The sequence below is a fragment of the Pseudoflavonifractor sp. MCC625 genome, from assembly GCF_018784545.1.
GTDB classification, from domain to species: Bacteria; Bacillota; Clostridia; order Oscillospirales; family Oscillospiraceae; genus Pseudoflavonifractor_A; species Pseudoflavonifractor_A gallinarum.
Genome location: NZ_WQOJ01000032.1, coordinates 230,764 through 247,781 on the forward strand (window position 1 = coordinate 230,764; position 17,018 = coordinate 247,781).

Below are 17,018 nucleotides of genomic sequence, written 5' to 3' on the forward strand. Positions count from 1 at the left end.
TGCTGGCCGCATCTTTTTCCTTGTCAATCGCTTTTCCTGCTATCCCTCCATACGGGGCAGGGTGAGAACAAATTCCGTGCTCCGCCCCGGGCGGGGATGGGGTTCCAGCCGGATCTCTCCTCCGTGGCCCTCCATCACCCGGCGCGTGATGGCCAGACCCAAGCCGCTTCCCTTTCCGGACCGTGCCTCACTGCCCACCACAAAGGGCTCAAAGATGGTCTGGGCCCGCTCGGGCGGGATACCGTCCCCGTTGTCCCCCACGCGAAGGAGGACCGTTTTTTCCTCCTGTGTCAGCTCAAAGAACAAGATGGTTCCCAGCCGGTTGTGCCGCAGCGCATTGGAGAGCAGATTATCCAGTACCCGCCGGAACTGCATCCGGTCCAGCGCGCAGAAGACCGCCCTCTCCGGAATGGATATCTCCAGCGTAAAGCCCGCCAGATCGATCTCATCATATTTTCCAGCCAGATAGGCACGCAGATATTCACACAGGTCAGTCCGTTCCAGTTGAAGCACGAACTGCGGATGCTCCACCTTGCTGTACTCGTGGAAGGCATTGATCAATTCCGTCAATCCCTGAGCCCGGCTCTGGATGGCCCGCAAATAGGGCTCCTGTTCTCCGGGCGGCACCTTGCCGTCACAGATGGCGTCCACATAGCCTGCGATCACGGTGATCGGGGTCTTGAGGTCATGGGAAATATCAGCAATGAGCTTCTGTCGTCCCTCATCTAGCCGTTTTCGCTCCCCCTCGCTCTCGGCCAGGCGGTCGGCAAAGCGGTCAAAGCTCTCCCCGATCTGCCGGATCTCCCGGGGGCCGCCGCAGTCTCCCACCCGTACGGTCTGCCCTCGGGCCTGCGCCTCCACCGCCTCATTGAGCCTCCGGAGGGGACGGCCGATCTTGCGCCTCATCCAGGCGATAAAGGCTCCCGCCGCTGCCAGATAGAGTGGGAGAAAGAGCAGCCAAATCCATCGGGCCGCCAGATAGGACTGGTAGGACTCCTCCGTCCCCATCCGCTTCTCCCGCATCAGGATGGTCCTGCGCTCCCCCTGCGTGTCGGTAAACTCCGCCCGGATCAGCTGGTCCTCAGGAAAACGACGGCCGGAGAGATAGGCATATTCCTCCGGGGTATAACGGCTGCGTCCGTCCCCCAGCCCGCCGAAGATAACCCGGTACTCCTGGTCCAGCAGGGCGGCATCCACGCGCTCCTCCTGGCCGTCCACCCCCTCTCCATAGGCGTGTCGGATGACCAGAAAGCGGCGGCTGCCGTCCTCTGCAAGCTTCTCAAAGGCCTGTGTCTCCACCGAGCTTCCATAGGGTACCACGGTCTCCAAAACCTCTGGAGGGCAGTGTAGATCAAAGTCCTCCTCCGTGGCGTACACCAGTCCACCGTCCGCTCCATACACGGCAAAGGCATCTCCTGCGCCCTTCAAATAATGCCTCAGGCGTGCATAGCTGCCCTCGCTCAGAGCATGATCCCCCAGCAGCCCCGGCCAGTCGGCCGGCTGATACACGTTGAGCAGCCAGGCATTCCAGAGGGCAAAGACGCCTCCGGCCAGCAGGAGCAGCACCAGGGTAAAGAGCAGATAGTTCCGGGCCAGGAGTCCAAAGAGGCCGCCCGTTTCCCTTCTATTTTTCAAGCTTATACCCCAATCCCCGTACGGTGATGATATATTGCGGGTGTCTGGGATCATCCTCCAGCTTGTCCCGCAGCTTGGAGATGTGCACCATCATGGTGTTGTCATCCCCCTCAAAATACGTGCCGATGGCCCCTTCGTAGAGCTGGATCTTGGTAAAGATCCGTCCGGGAGAGCGCATCAGCATGGCCAGGATCTTGTACTCCATAGGTGTGAGGAGGATAGGCTCTCCCCGTTTGGTCAGCTGGAAGCTGGCGGTATCCAGCGCCAGATCCCGCACGGTGAGCACATTCCCGCTGCGCCGCGCGGTCCGGCGGAGCTGGGCCTTGACCCGCGCCGCGATCTCCACCGGATTGAAGGGCTTGGCAATGTAATCGTCCGCCCCCAGATTGAGTCCCAGGATCTTGTCGTTGTCCTGACTCTTGGCTGAGAGGATCAGAATGGGCAGATCGCTGTACTGCCGCAGGGCCCTGGTCAGCTCAAAGCCGTTGAGTCCCGGCATCATGACATCCAGGATGGCCATATCCGGAGTGTGCTCCCGTGCCAGCTCCAGCGCGGTATTCCCATCGGCCGCTTCCAGTACCCGCATCCCCTCCCCCTCCAGGTAGAGGCGCAGCAGGCTGCGGATGTCCGCATCGTCCTCGGCAATGAGGATCAAAGGCCCCATACTCGATTCCTCCTTGTTATTTTTTTATCCATAAATACTATTTGCATTTCAAAATTCGGCCCTGCTTACCGAACCAAACTTTTCTCCCGGCTCTCCTGGAACAGCGCGGTATAGCAGTCCCAGACCTGAGGCAACACCTGCTCCAGGCCATACTGCAAAACGGATGCCCGTGTCCGTGCCGCCATTCCATCCCGCAGCCCTGGCTCCTCCAGGAGACGCCGCACCTGCCGGGCAAAGGCCTTGCTGTCCCCATAGGGATAGAGCAATCCGTTCTGGCCCTCTTCGATCAGATCCACATGTCCCTTGACCGCGCTGGCGATCACCGGGAGCCCCAGATACATGGCCTCCATCACATGGAAGGGGAGCCCTTCAATCCGGCTGGCTGCAGCTGCCGCATCCGCGGCGGTATACCAGGGCGCCATGTGGGTGCAGTATCCTGGAAAAAGGACCCGCTCCTCTACCCCCAGCTCCGCCGCCAGCATCCGGCATTCTTCCAGCAGCGCGCCCTCACCCGGGAGGATCAGATGCACCCGCTCCGGCAGCTCCGCCATGGCCCGGATGAGCACGGCCTGACTCTTCCGCCGGGAGAACTCTGCGGCATAGACCAGTACAAAGTCCTCCTCCTTCAGCCCATACTGGGCCCGCAGCGCCAGTCCCTGCTCCCTGGAGGTCCCATCCAGGCGGGAAAAATCCACCCCCACGCCGGGAACCGAGCCGATCTCCTTTCCCAGGTGGTACCGGTGGGCCAGATTCAGGTCCGCTCGGTTCATCGTGAGGAGCAGGTCGGTCTCTCCTGCCGTCAGCTGCTCCGCCGTACGCAGAATGGTCCGCTTCACCGGCGCCATATCGTCATCGAAGAGATAGCCGTGCACCATGTTGATCACCTTGGGCCGCTCCCGCATCCCCTTCACCGCCATACGGGTAAAAAAAGCGGCCAGGGAGGTGTGCGTGGCAATGAGGGCATAGCGCTCCGCCCGGATCTTCCGGCGCAACATCCGGGCGGCGGCCCAATTGGCGGGCGCCGTCATCTTTTTCTCCAGGGGCAGGTGGATCACCTCATCCGCCTCTGGAATGGATGCCGGTGCTCCGCCGCAGGCCACATGGACCACCCACCCCTCCTCCCGGAAACGGCGCAGGTAGGGGCGGTGAAAATGCAGAATATGGGAATATGTAGAGGCCGTAAAGAGTACTTTCTGGCCCATATGCGATCACCTTCTTTCCACACAGCATATCATACCCTCCCCTCTCCCGTCTACTGGAAAAGGACGTCTTTTTCCACAGGGAACGGCAAAAAGCAACCGATGATGATCAAAAAATCAGGGATACAACAGGCGCTGTCCCTGCTGTATCCCTGATTTTCATTGCTCTATGGAACCGGTTAAAGGAAGGCCACACCGTAGTCGTAGAGTACGCCCGTCCCGTCGCTTCCCCGGGTTATGACCATCTGTACCGCTGTGGATGTGTTTTTGGTCCCATCCGGCAGCAAAACGGAGAAGGTGCTCTCCTGGCAGGCGTTCCCGTTCAGTTCCTCTGTATTGCGTATGCTCTCCTGTACCAGATCCGTATAGCCTCCGGCGGAGTCTCGTACCTTAACGCCAACCGTTCCCGTATGCCGCACCCAGGCAATGGCCTTCCGGTAATCCTGGGTCAGCGTGATGTCCTTGCTGGTCACCGTTCCGCTGGCCAGACTGTCCGGGGTATAGATACAGGTATAGCCCATATCACTGTTATTGTCCGCCTTGATCCGGGTGGCTTTGATATAATATTTTCCCCCCACATTGCGCAGAACCAACGTGTAACTCTGATAGGGCTGGACCCGTATCCCGCCGGAAAACTGGTAGGTCAGCTCAACCACCGCAGTATTGGGGACCACCTGAATGTCGCTGATCCCCAGCGTCTCCTCCCCCAGCTTGATCTCCACCCGAGTCTGCAAATTCTGATTTTCGGAAGAATAGCTGCCGCAGGCCAGGCGCATCTTGATCTGCTGCAGTGTACCAAAGCCGGTTGGGATAAAGCTTGTCTCTTCGGTTTCATATTGCGGTCCGGGCCAGCTGACAAAGACAAACCGCTCCCGGTTCGAATCTCCCCTGTCATCGTACCCAGGCTCCGCCGCAAATCCCGTGCTGAAATTGGGGACATCCGGTAAAATCCGGATCTGCTTCTGGGCTGCATCATGGTAGGCCCCCGGGGTCACGGACGCGAGAAAGCTATCGTCCTGAAAGCCGTCAAAGGCCAGGGCCTGCCGGTATCCGGTCTCTTTCCCCTCATAGTAGTTTTGCAGCATGAGGTTATAGACCTCCAGTCCCAGCGGCTTCACCTGCCGCTCCAGCAGGTCGGTCCGACCGGTCAGACCGAGGAGCGTCTCATCCAGAATGCGATTGTCATTATTGAATTCCTCCCGCAGAAAGGAGTCCTCCGCTGCCCATTGGTTGAGGTGAAATCCGGGCGTATATGCGTTTGCCATCAAAATCCCTCCTTACCCTATCCCTCCCCATGGCAGAATGTTGTACGTTTCCGTACACGGAACGGGCAGAAAAAATCGGCGGGCCCCAAAAAGGGGCCCGCCGATCCGGTATAGCGATGATTTGCACAGGGCTCAGGGCTGGGTGCCCATGGCCGCAAGCAGCGCCAGAGCCGCCTCTCCGGTGACTCCTGTCTCATCCAGCGCTTTCATTTGCTCCACAAAGGCCTGGTTCTCCTCACTGAGCGTGATCTGCTCCAGGCGTCCGGCATTGTACTCCTCCAGCATCTGCCAAGTAAGGAGGATCTGGTCCACATACCAGTCGATCTGTCCGATCCGGTCTTTGTCCTCCTCCACACTCCAGGGGAAGATCTCCCGATAGAGGTCAAATTCCTCCTGCCAGGTCTCGACCACCGACGCCTTCTGGGGAATGCCCTCCCGGGAGGCTGCAAAGAGCTCCTCGTACTGTCCCAGGTCGGCATAGTGGTACTTCTCCAGGCTGTAATTGACGGAATGGATCTTCAGGCGGCGCAGCTCCCGGGCATACTCTGCCGCCCGCTCCCGGAATTCAGGCACCTCGGATGTGGCCGCGTTGACTGCCATATCCAGCTTGTACTGGGCCCAGCCGTAGTGGTCCCGGGCAGCCAGATTGCTCATGGTATAGGGGGTCTGTTCCCGGACTCCCGCCTGGATCTCCTCATACTGACGGCTGGCGGTAATATAGTTGAACACAAACCAGCCAAAAACCAGCTGGAAGAGCCACAGTCCGCCCAGCGCGATCCATCCGGCCGCTTTTCCGCTCAGCTTGGCGACCGGCCGGCCATAGCAGACCGCCATCACGCCCAGCAGCAGCAGCGCAAGGGCCTGATAGGCGCTGATGGACCAGACTGCCTCCACCGCCCCGTGGAGGGCCAGCATAGCCAGACAGGCCAGCAGGGTGGACAGGAGCAGATCCTCCTCTCCCTCCCGGCGGCGGCGCAGCAGCATCACGGCGCTGCTGCCCAGCATGGTCAGGAACACCAGCAGTCCGGGAATCCCCATCTCAGCCAGCACCTGAATATAGTGGTTGTGCACATAGCGGCTGGCGTAGTAGAAGCTTTGGACCTGGGTGACCATGCCCTCCACACAGCCCAGACCGTTTCCGATGATGGGGCTCTCCTGGTAGATCTTCAGACCATCCCGCCAGAATTCCACACGCTGGATGGCGTTCTGGTTGGCCCAGAGGCCCTGGATACGGTTTGCCGCAAACTCCGGCAGCAGCAGGTAGCCCAGCCGGACCTTTTCTCCGCTGGAGAGGGAGAGGCTCTCCAGATTCGCCCCCTCCGGTGCACTGAGATTCAGGTAGACCACCTTGGAATCCTCCGGCACAGTGAAGGAGGCCCCCTCCAGATCCCCGGAGTAGAGCACCGTGCTGGTGTGCATGATGGTCTGGGATGCATTCTGGCTCTCCACCACAACGGAGACCCGTCCCTCCCAGCTTCCCTCCAGCGTATAGGTACCGGGGGCGGGATAGACCGAACGGCGCAGATCCTCACCCGCGTTCAGGGCGATCCCGCCGGAGAGCTGGTATCCCAGCACCACATAGGAGACCGCCAGGACCGCCAGCACCGCCACCGTAATCCCAGCGGCCTTTCCGTGGGAGGCGAGGACCGTAGTCAGCCGGTCCCCCACCAGGCGCTGTACCCCATAGAGCAGTCCGCCCGCCGCCACGGCAGCAAGGACCGGAAGCATGCCCAGCGCTCCGTTCTTCCCCAGGCCCTGGAAGGCCACAAACATCATCACCAGGGACACGACCGCGTCCTGGGCCATGAGCAGGAAGAGGGAAAGCCGCTTCCCGGCCGGGGCGGCCAGCAGATAGAGCAGCACGGACACCATAAACATTGCGATGGCGCCCATACTGAAGGCCAGCAAAAAGCCCAGGGTATTGATCCCCAGCAGCATGCTCGCCCCCACACGGCTCCGGGTGGTCCGGGCCGTCATGGCCAGATAGAAGGAGAGCAGCACACCCAGCGCCAGCATTCCGCCCAGTACGTTGGGGTTCCCCAAAATACCGGTGATACGCACACCCTCCTCATATCCGGTGGACATATACTGGAACTGACAGCCCAGCGCGTCCATCAGGCGGAAGAAGGGGCCTGCCAGCAGCTTGCCCGCGGCGGCGTCCAGGCTCAGCAGGGAAAAGGCCGCCGTCACCGACGCGGTCATAGCCGCCAGCTTGGGGGCATCCTCCCGCTTGGCGCGTACCAGCACCACACCGTAGACACACAGCGCCGCCAGGATCTTGGAGAACTCCGTCCCTGCGAAGCTGCCGAAACGGCTATACAGGCTGGCCGCCCCATTGAGCAGCAGATAGGCGAATACCGCCAGTACCGGAATGCTCAGCCGATCTCCCAGACGCTGGACCGGAGCGCGGCCGATGGAGCAGGCCAAAAAGAGCACGACTGCAGCCACAGCAATATGCTTGTCCGAACCACCCGCCTGGGCCGCCAACAGGAAAAAGAATCCGATCCCGATCAGCGCAAACAGCCCGTTGGATCGTGGAACGACCCCCGTCCGGCGGGTGGATGTATTATGCTTACCCATTCATCCATCTCCTCAATCAGTGTAATTTCTCATCGTTGATGAATCCCTTCACCAGCGTCAAACACAAGATCTTAATATCAAACAGCAGACTCCAGTGCTCGATATAATAGATATCGTGCTCGATCCGGGCCTGAATGGAAGTATCACCCCGCAGGCCGTTGACCTGAGCCCATCCGGTGATGCCGGGCCGTACCTGGTGCTTGACCATGTAAAGAGGAACTTCCTCCTTAAACTGCTCCACATAGTAAGGCACCTCTGGACGGGGCCCCACCAGGCTCATATCTCCCCGGAGCACATTGAAAAACTGGGGGAACTCATCAATGGAGCATTTCCGCAGCAGTGCACCAAAGCGGGTCTTGCGGTCGTCAGTGGAGCTGCTCCATCCGGTCTCCTGCCGGTCATTCACCCGCATGGAGCGGAATTTGTACATATAAAAGGGCTTTTTATTCCGCCCGATGCGCTTTTGACGGAAAATCACCGGTCCCGGTGAGGATAGCTTCACCCCGATGGCAGCCACCAGCATGATGGGAGAGGTAAATACCAGCAGCACCAGCGAACCCACCACATCCATGGCACGCTTACAAAAGGCGTTGGCCCAATTGTCCAGAGGGATACGCCGGATGTTAAGCATGGGAATTCCGTTGAGATCATCAAACTGGGGACGGGAGGGCATATATTCCGCGTAAAAGGGAATGATGGAGAGCTTGGTCCCGGTCTTTTCACAGGCAGCGATGATGTGTGGTGTCTGGGGATAATCCTCCAGATCCACGGCCGAGACCACCTCATCCGGACGGTAGAGGTCCAGAATCGACTCCAGTGCCTCATAATCCCCCAGATAACTTAGCTCCTGCCAGGCTTTTTCATGTTCGGCGGCCACATACCCCACCAGATGATAGCCCAGCTCCCGTTCCCGCCGGATGGTCTCCAGATAGCGGCGGGCCATGGGGCCTCTCCCCAGCAGAATCACATGTTTCTGGTTATACCCCTGCTGCCGGGCATGGCGCAGGACACTGCGCAGCAGTACCCGCTTGGCGCTGAGCAAAAACAGATTCAGGGCAAAGAAAATGGCCAGTGTCCACCGGGAAACATGGATATCATGCCGCACAAAAAGCACACTGAGCAGCACCGTCATATCCAGAATACTGGCCCACCAGAGCTTTGGAAGCTCCCGCAGCAGCCTGGTCTGCCGGAACGAACGGTACAGACCGAAGGCGGCATAGGTGAACAGATGCACCGCCACCAACACGCCGGCCAAAATCAGATATTGAGAAAAGGGAACACTGATCACGCCGCCGGGCAGCACATAGAAACGCAGCCAGAAGGCAATGGGCAGCGTGAAAAAAATGATAAGTCCGTCAGAAATCACATTCAGGCGGTTGAGCAGGACCTGATTTTCCTTGATCATGGCATACTCCCGTCCATTTCATTGGGTATCACAGTGTTCTATTTTACCCCGTTTCCGCCTGTTCTGTCAAATAAAAACACCCCCGGGGAAATCCCCGGGGGTGAAACTTATGGTTTTTTGAAGGACGCGCTAATCAGCAATTACTTGCAGATCAGGACGTAGGCAGCGATGTTCTCGTTGTCGCTGTCCTTGATGACCAGGATGTTGTCACCCTTGATGTCGCCGTCCTTCACGGTGATAGCGCCGATGGAGGACTCGGACACGTCGGTGCCGTCCACGTACAGGACCTTGGTGCTATCGCTGTAGCTGAAGGTGCCCTGAGCGTTGGCAACCAGACCCTTGGAAGCAACAGTGGCCTCGCTGGGCTGGATGGCGGAACCGGTGACCTTGGTGATCTCGGTGCCGTTGATGGACACGTTGTCATAGTAGCCCTTGGAGGCAAACAGCTTGCCGTCCTCGGAGGTCAGAGTGGTCTTCTCACCCTTGTAGATGACATCGTAGGTGTAGGTCTTGTCATCGGAGGTGCCGGTCACGGTGGGGTTCTTGTCCAGGACATAGACGCCCTCGGTGGAACCGGTCATATCGCTGTCGCTGATGAAGACAGCCTTGGCGATGTTGTTCTTGTCAACAATAGCGCTACCGGTCTTAACGGTGATCTCCTTGGGCACGTTGGCGATACCGGTGTAGACGGTGTAGACGTCGTTGCCGCGGTCGATCACGAACACGGTCTGAGCATTGGCCAGAACACCGCTCTTGATCTGGGTCTTGCCCTTCTCAATGGTGGTGCTGTTGATGCTCTTCTCGGTCAGGTCGGTCAGAACCAGCTTGTAGACGCCCTTGGAGTTGACGCTGTAAGCGTAGATAGCGCCCTCAGTAGGAGCGACCTTCTTAGTGCCGTTGTCATAGTAAGCGTTGACAACCTCGGTGGTGCCGTCGGTCTTCAGGATCTTGGTGTTGGCGTAGCCGCTGACGCTGCTGAAGCTATCCACAGCCAGGACCTTCAGGTACTCGTCGGCAGCAGCCTCGGCGTCGGTGTAAACCACGTAGCCGGCGTTGTCCAGGTAGAAGGTGACCTTGTCGCCCAGATCCACGGCGTCCTTCAGGACCTTGTCGCCGTCCTCATTGACGAACTTGACCAGGCCGGACTGCTCGTAGGTGGTGTCGTCGGCAGTAACCTTAGCGCCCTTGATGGCGGAGACGGTCACCTCGACGGACTTGGCGGGCTCAACAAACTCCTTGTTGCCGATCTTATAGAAGAAGACATAGTCGTCCTTCTTCACGTCAGCGAAGCCGTTGATGTCCTTCACAGCGTCAGTGCTGCTCAGGCTCTTGTAGGTGATGCTATCAGCGGGGTTGACAGCGCTGACGTTGATGGTGCCGTCCTTGCTGTCGTTGTAGCTGGTAACCTTACCGAAGGTCTTGACCAGCTGCAGGGCGTAATCCACAACACCGTCATCGTTGTTGTCGATGAAGGTCAGCTCCTTACCAGCCTCGTTGGTGGACAGGGCCTTGTTGACGGTCTTGTCGCCATCCTTCTCGGACTGGAGAGCATAGTTGACATACCACTCGGTGCTGCTGTTGGTCTTCAGGTTGTTGTCGTCCAGGTACTCCTTGATCTTGGTGGCGGAGTCCTTACCAGCGGTCAGGACAGCCACGTTGTTAGTATCGGACTCCAGAGCGTTGCCCAGCACGACGGCCTTGGAGGTCTGAGTGCTGTTGGCATCGGGCTGCACGAACATGGTCACGGTCTTACCAACCATGTCCAGATCAGTGGACACCTTGAAGGCGCCAGTGCTGTTCAGGCCATTGGGAGCGTCGTTCAGCTGGACATAGGTCTTGCCCTCGTCCTGCACGCCGGCGCCATTCAGAGCAGCGTACTCGTTGGCCAGAACGACACCCTCAACCTTGACGGCCTTGAAAGCCTTCTCCAGCAGGGTCTCGCCGGTCTCCTGACGCTGGGTGTTAGCCACGATCTGACCGTTGGTGCTCACACCGGGAACGATCTCGTACTTCACCATCTCAGCGTTCAGAGCGTTGTAGATCATCTGAGCAGCCTGGTCACGGGTCAGGGCAGCGGAGGTGTTGATGGTCTCCAGGCCCTTGTACAGGCCGACCTGGTTGGCCAGAACGTCAGTGCTGACCTGCCAAGTGGCGCCGCCGATTCCCTCGTAGGTGGTGTTGTAGCCCACGGCCACCAGCAGCATCTTAGCAGCCTCGGAGCCGGTCACCTGAGCGGAAGGAGCAAAGGTGTTGTTGCCCTTGCCGGCGATGATGCCCTGCTGCACGCAGTAGGCGATGTACTTCTCAGCCCAGTGGCCCTTGGTGTCGGTGAAGCTGGTGGTCAGGTTGCCCAGGGTGGGCTCCTTACCGCCGTTCAGGGTCACGCAGATCAGACGGGCGAAGGAAGCGCGGTCGATGTTCTGAGTGGCGCCGTAGGAGCCATCGGGCAGACCGGCAATGATGCCCAGCTCGGTGACCATGGACACGGCGTCCTTGTTGACGATCTCATCCTTATCGGTGAAATCGTTGAAGCTAGCAGCGCTGGCGGTAGCCATCATACCAAGAACCATGGTAGAAGCCATACCAACACTGAGCACTCGCTTCAGGTTGTTCATGTGGAGTTCCTCCTTTAAACATTTTCCCTCGGAGAGGCAATGCTCTCCCTTGGGTTCGTTCCTACTATACACGTCAAAGAAAAAAAGGTCAATAGATTTCCCGCATCCGTAACACAAGCGTAATCTTTCTAACAGAATCCGGTTTTATTTCCTCCCGCCCCCTGTGTTTCTTTATATATAAGGTATCAGTGGGCTGTGCGGGTCAAGCGCCAGAGTGTGGTACGGCTGATGCCCAAACGCTTGGCGGCGGCGGTCTGATTCCCGTCCAGCTCTTCCAGGACGCGGAATACGATGTCCTGGTCGATCTCGGCCAGTGTGCGGTTCAGGTCCAGCGGTGCGCAGACTCCCTTTGTGGCAGGCGAGAGCACACACTCATACCGCTCTTTTTGCAGAACCCGCCGAATATCCTCGGCCCGGATGGTCTGCCCCGGCGCGGTGGTGGCCGCCTCTTCCACGATCCGCTGGAATTGGATGTAGTTATGGGGCCAATGAAATTCCTGAAGCAGTTCAATGGCCCGCTCCTCCGCCCCCAGGACAGGATGGGGTGCATTGGCATTCAGCCGCCCCAGAATCAGGTGCAGCATGGTGGGGATCTCACCGCGCATCATACGCAGAGGCGGAAGATACAGCGAGAGTGCGCCCAACCCATTGAGCCACTGTGCGCCCTCGGCGGAGATCTGCTCTCCCTCCTGCGAGACACACGAAATGATGACATGATTGCGCCGGCACACATCGGTCTCCTTCAGCACACCGATCAGCTGGTCTCTCCGCTCGGGAGAGAGGGACTGGACATGTGCGATGTGGATCACATGTCCGCTGTCCAACAGCGGGGAATTGTGATGTTCCAACAGGAAATTCCAACCTTTTTCATGGAGCAGACCGCAGTGGATGGATACCAGCGCACTCCCCCGATAGGGTCCCTGCACATATAACAGGTGGACGACGGTCTCTTTTCCAGTCCCATCTTCCCCGCAGAGAACCAGCGGCGCGGTATTCCCGGCAAAATACCGGATCTGCTCCCGCAGTTCATGGCCAGGCAGGCACTGCATGCGTTCGGCAATGGCATCCTCTGCCTCCTGCCGGGAAAGATAGGAGATCCCCATCTGTGCCGACCCCAGGGGAATCCGGCGCTCTTCCACAAAGAAAGCGGTATAGCTTTTGCTTCCAAAGAGTACTCGTCTGGCCTGGATGGAGTAGCGCATGGCGTTGATGTGCTTGGTCAGTCCCCGCTCCTCCTCCATGCCGGGCAGCAGGAGGGCCCCCCGCAATACTTCGAGCAGTTCCGGTGCCAGATTCTCCATGGTGGAAAAGAACACCTCGCCGTTCTGATTGTCCAGCACCGCAATTTTTCCCGCCTGTCCCCGCAGGATCTCCCGGAAAAAGCTGTTTTCCTGCCGCAGGCGCTCATGGCTGCGGCAGAGGCTCAGCGTCTGCTCCAATGCCTTTCGCAGACTTTCGATCCCGGACGTGATCAGAATCGCATTGAACCCCAGCCGCCGGGCAATGATACTGGCCGTCATATCGCACAGCACGGTATCATACTGCTCTGTCTGCAATTCCCGCAGCTTTGGCTCCAGCGCATCCAGGGATTCCACCGTAAAAATGTCCACGTGGTAGTTGAGCAGGTCGCACAGGACTTTTGCACTGATGGTAATGTTGGCATAGGCCACCATGGCCACCTTCCCCCGGATGCCGTTGGACAGGCGTAGTGCGCAAAACACATCATAGAGCGAGATCTCCACCTCTACCACAGGCAGTCCTTTCCCCTGGAGGATACTGGCCGTACCGCCTCTGGAGAGGATCACATCATAGTCGGTGTGGAAATAGTGCTCCGCGATCTCCACACCCTTTTCCATGTTCCCCACAAATACATCCATGCTCACCCGCGGATACTCCTCGGCCAGGTTGTACAGGAGCGTCTTCATTCCCTCATAGGGTACGACTCCAAGTACCCGTACATTTTGTTCCATCAATGTCCCCCCTACACCGTTTCTTTTTGAAATCAGTTTTACCACATAACCAAAATAGAGACAATATTTTTTCCGCTCGTTTCAAAAAGAAACAAAATATCGGTTTAGCTCCAATTGCAAGAATAGACAGTTTTCGTTACAATAGACTTGATCAAACTGTTGAGATTTTCCACGTCTCCACAGTTGGGACTGGACACAAGGAGGGGATTGCCTTTTTGATCAACTAAGTACCCACTATCACTACAAAGAGGAGAGAAGTAAATGAATAGCACTATGTTAGTTGTGAATCTGGCCATCTCCATTGCGCTGATCATTGGCCTGATTCTCATCCCCAAGCTCAACCCCATGGTCAGCCTGGTCATCGCCAGTGCCTACATGGGTATTTCCTGTGGTCTTGGCGTTCTCACCACTATGGATACCATCGCTTCCGGCTTCGGCAGCATGATGACCAGCATCGGCCTTCCCATCGGCCTGGGCGTCCTGCTGGGTCAGCTGATGAGCGACACCGGTATGGCGCAGAAGATCGCCACCACCCTGGTCCATGCCGTACCCGCCAGGTTCGTTATGTGGGCCCTGGCCGGCGCCGGCTTCCTGCTCGCCATTCCCGTGTTCTTTGATATCACCTTTATCATCCTGATCCCCATCGGCATTGCTGTTGCCAAGGAGATCAACAAGCCCATGGCTTACGTCAGCACCGCTCTCATCATCGGCGACGTGATCGCCCAGACCTACATCCCCCCCACGCCCAACCCTCTGGCCGCTCCTGACCTGCTGGGCTACAGCCTGGGCACTCAGATGGTGGTCGGCCTGATCGTGGGCGCCATCGTGCTGATTCCCTCCATGCTCGTCACCACCAAGGCCCTGGACGCCGGCCTCTTTAATGATGAGAAGGACGTCAACCACGAGGTGGATGTGCTCAAGAACCTCTCGGAGCACGAGGCCAACCGCAAGGATCTGCCCCAGCCCTCCTTCGCTCTGTCCATGGTGCCTCTGCTTCTGCCCGTTGTGCTCATTCTGATCAGCTCCGTGCTTCAGGCCACCGGTGCTCCCGCCGATTCTCTGGCGGTCTCCCTGCTGAGCAACAAGATCTTCACCCTGCTCATGGCCGTTCTGGTGGCCTACGTCGTGGCCTGGAAGTACATCGGCCGCAAGAAGGCTGAGGCCTCCGCCAACAACGCCCTGGGTACCGCTGGCGTGGCGCTGGCCATCACCGGCGCGGGCGGATCCTTTGGCAGCGTGATCGCCGCCACCAACATCGGCGACGCCCTCATCAGCGCCCTGAACATCGGCACCGGCTCCGTGGTGAGCGTGCTGCTCTTTGCCTACTTCATCGGCTTCATCTTCCGTGTGGCTCAGGGCTCCGGTACCGTTGCCGGTATCACCTCCATGACCATCATGTCCACCATTGTCCCCTCCGTGCCCGTGCATCCCGTGTGGATCGCCATGGCCTGCCTGGCCGGCGGTATTTCCATCGGCCATGTCAATGACTCCGGCTTCTGGGTCTGCACCAACCTGTCCGGCTTCACCGTCACCGGCGGTCTGAAGACTTACACCTGGCCCATCTTCACCGTGACCGTGTTTACCCTGATTGCCGCCATTGTGGGCGCTCTTCTGTTCCCCATGGTATAATCATTTACCTCCATTCGGCCACCTCTCTTTGGAGGTGGCCGAATCTGCCCCTCGCCCTCCACGATTTCAGAAAGGAGCTTTATCATGGCCTTTGAAAGCAATCCGAACAGTGTTGTGGAACAGCTCTGTCAGAGTGTCTCCCTTCCCAAGATGGTGCGTGTTCACCAGAAGTTTGACTCTACCCACTTTGAGCCGGAGGAACTCCCCGCGGTGGTTCACGCCCAGCTGGAGCGGGAAAACATCCGCAAGCAGATCCGTCCCGGCATGTCCATCGCCATCACCTGCGGCAGCCGCGGCATCGCCAACATTGCCATCATTATCCGCGCCATTGTTGACTTTGTAAAGGAGTGCGGCGCAAATCCCTTCGTCTTCCCCGCCATGGGCAGCCACGGCGGCGCCACCCCCGAGGGCCAGCTGGAAGTTCTGCGCAGCTATCATGTGACCGAGGAGACCATGGGCTGCCCCATCCGTGCGACCATGGAGACGGTCTACCTGGGCGATACCGTGGAAGGCAAGCCCGTTTTCAGCGACAAGTATGCCCATGAGGCGGACGGCGTGATCCTCTGCGGCCGCATCAAGCCCCACACCTCCTTCCGCGGTCCCTACGAGAGCGGCCTGCTGAAAATGGCTGTGATCGGCATGGGCAAGCAGCACGGCGCGGAGTCGGTCCATGAGTCCGGCTTCCAGAACATGGGCCGCATCATGCCCCAGTTTGCCCGCGTTGTGTTTGACCACACCAACATTCTGGCCGGCGTCGGTATCATCGAGAACGCCTATGACCAGACCTACAAGATCGCCGCGCTGGACGCCCAGGAGATCTGGGAGCAGGAGCCCGTCCTGCTTCAGGAGGCCAACCGTATGATGGGTCGTCTCTGGATCGAAAAGACCGACGTCCTGGTCGTGGACCGTCTGGGCAAGAACATCTCCGGCGACGGCATGGACCCCAACGTCTCCGGTACCTTCGGCAGCCCCGGACGTCAGCGCAATGAAGTCCCCGGTCCCATCTGCGCGCAGCGCACGGTGGTTCTGGACCTGACGGATGAGAGCCACGGCAATGCCAACGGCATCGGTGTGGCCGACGTGACCACCAAGCGTCTGGTCGATAAGACCGACGTGGACATCACATATCCCAACGCCCTCACCTCTACTCTGGTCAACATGGTAAAGATGCCTATCTTCTCCCACAGCGACCAGGGTGCCATCCGGCTGGCTGTCCGGATCTGCAACGAGATCGACAAGGCTCACCCCCGTATCGTTCGTATCGCCAACACCATGGAGATCGGTCACATCTGGGTCTCCGAGGCGCTGATCGACGAGGTTAAGGCCCATCCCAACATGGAGTTGGAGGGCGAACCGGAGGAATGGCCCTTTGATGAAAAGGGAAATCTCTGGTAATTTCTTTTGCGGCTCCCTTTCCATTCCCCTGCCGCATTTGGGGATGGTTGCAGCAGGCCACCCAAATGCGGCAGCGGGAGCTTTTATTCTGATTTTACGCGCTTGAGCGCCTGGAGGTTACTATGCGTAATGCAATGATCATTGATCCAAAGGACAATGTAGCCGTGGCCATTGAGGCCATTCAGAGCGGCGACACTGTCACCTACCTCAGCGGCAACGAGGAGAAGACCCTCACCGCCCGGCAGGACATCACCATCTATCACAAGCTGGCTGTCTGCGACATTTCCAAGGGTTCCCCCATCTGCAAGTACGGCGAGCACATCGGCATTGCCTCCTGCGACATCAAGGCCGGCGAGCATGTCCACGTCCACAATGTGGAGAGCCACCGCGAGGACCTGGAAGCCGAGGCATAAGGGAAAAGGAGGAAGTAAGGCATGAATTTCTATGGTTATAAGCGTCCCGACGGCCGCGTGGGTATCCGGAACAAGGTTCTGATCCTGCCCGCCAGCGTCTGCGCATCGGACACCACCCGCATCATCTCCCAGCAGGTGGTGGGCTCTGTCACCTTCAACAACCAGAATGGCTGCTCTCAGGTCGCCTCTGACCAGCAGCTGACCATGGACGTGATGGCCGGCTTTGCCGCCAACCCCAACGTCTACGG

12 protein-coding genes are annotated in these 17,018 nt (G+C 58.6%); 4 read left to right on the top strand and 8 right to left on the bottom strand.

Translation table 11 applies throughout. The annotated features are described in order from the left end of the window. Positions 1-39 precede the first annotated feature (39 nt). The 8 genes from GPK94_RS11800 to GPK94_RS11835 form a co-directional block, all read right to left on the bottom strand. A complete protein-coding gene (locus GPK94_RS11800; protein ID WP_215655889.1) occupies positions 40-1,635 on the bottom strand; it encodes a HAMP domain-containing sensor histidine kinase in 1,596 nt (531 codons plus the stop codon). Beyond that, positions 1,625-2,299, bottom strand: coding sequence for a response regulator transcription factor (locus tag GPK94_RS11805; RefSeq protein WP_101693922.1), 675 nt, complete (start codon positions 2,297-2,299; stop codon positions 1,625-1,627). The genes GPK94_RS11800 and GPK94_RS11805 overlap by 11 nt, the downstream gene beginning before the upstream one ends. Before the next feature lie 65 nt (positions 2,300-2,364). Continuing rightward, entirely contained in the window at positions 2,365-3,501 is a 1,137-nt protein-coding gene (locus GPK94_RS11810) for a glycosyltransferase (protein WP_215655890.1), read from the bottom strand. A gap of 176 nt (positions 3,502-3,677) precedes the next feature. Beyond that, positions 3,678-4,763 (bottom strand): hypothetical protein, encoded by a 1,086-nt coding sequence (locus GPK94_RS11815; protein WP_215655891.1) that lies wholly within the window; start codon positions 4,761-4,763, stop codon positions 3,678-3,680. 132 nt (positions 4,764-4,895) lie between these two features. Then, on the bottom strand, positions 4,896-7,343 hold the full coding sequence (locus tag GPK94_RS11820; RefSeq protein WP_215655892.1) for an O-antigen ligase family protein: 2,448 nt from the start codon (positions 7,341-7,343) through the stop codon (positions 4,896-4,898). Positions 7,344-7,359: 16 nt separating this feature from the next. Next, entirely contained in the window at positions 7,360-8,748 is a 1,389-nt protein-coding gene (locus GPK94_RS11825) for an undecaprenyl-phosphate glucose phosphotransferase (RefSeq protein WP_215655893.1), read from the bottom strand. Positions 8,749-8,888: 140 nt separating this feature from the next. Then, positions 8,889-11,363, bottom strand: coding sequence for an S-layer homology domain-containing protein (locus GPK94_RS11830; RefSeq protein ID WP_215655894.1), 2,475 nt, complete (start codon positions 11,361-11,363; stop codon positions 8,889-8,891). Positions 11,364-11,548: 185 nt separating this feature from the next. Further along, a complete protein-coding gene (locus GPK94_RS11835; protein WP_215655895.1) occupies positions 11,549-13,333 on the bottom strand; it encodes a sigma-54-dependent transcriptional regulator in 1,785 nt (594 codons plus the stop codon). A gap of 261 nt (positions 13,334-13,594) precedes the next feature. On the opposite strand from GPK94_RS11835, the gene GPK94_RS11840 reads away from it, so the two are divergent. The 4 genes from GPK94_RS11840 to GPK94_RS11855 form a co-directional block, all read left to right on the top strand. Next, positions 13,595-14,962, top strand: a complete 1,368-nt coding sequence (locus GPK94_RS11840) for an SLC13 family permease (RefSeq protein WP_215655896.1) — start codon at positions 13,595-13,597, stop codon at positions 14,960-14,962. 84 nt (positions 14,963-15,046) lie between these two features. Continuing rightward, positions 15,047-16,357: a lactate racemase domain-containing protein gene (locus GPK94_RS11845; RefSeq protein ID WP_215655897.1), complete on the top strand. Its 1,311-nt coding sequence runs from the start codon at positions 15,047-15,049 to the stop codon at positions 16,355-16,357. A gap of 122 nt (positions 16,358-16,479) precedes the next feature. Then, positions 16,480-16,770: a UxaA family hydrolase gene (locus tag GPK94_RS11850; RefSeq protein ID WP_101691438.1), complete on the top strand. Its 291-nt coding sequence runs from the start codon at positions 16,480-16,482 to the stop codon at positions 16,768-16,770. 21 nt (positions 16,771-16,791) lie between these two features. Next, a partial coding sequence (locus tag GPK94_RS11855) for a UxaA family hydrolase (RefSeq protein ID WP_215655898.1) occupies positions 16,792-17,018 on the top strand: 227 nt, incomplete at its 3' end.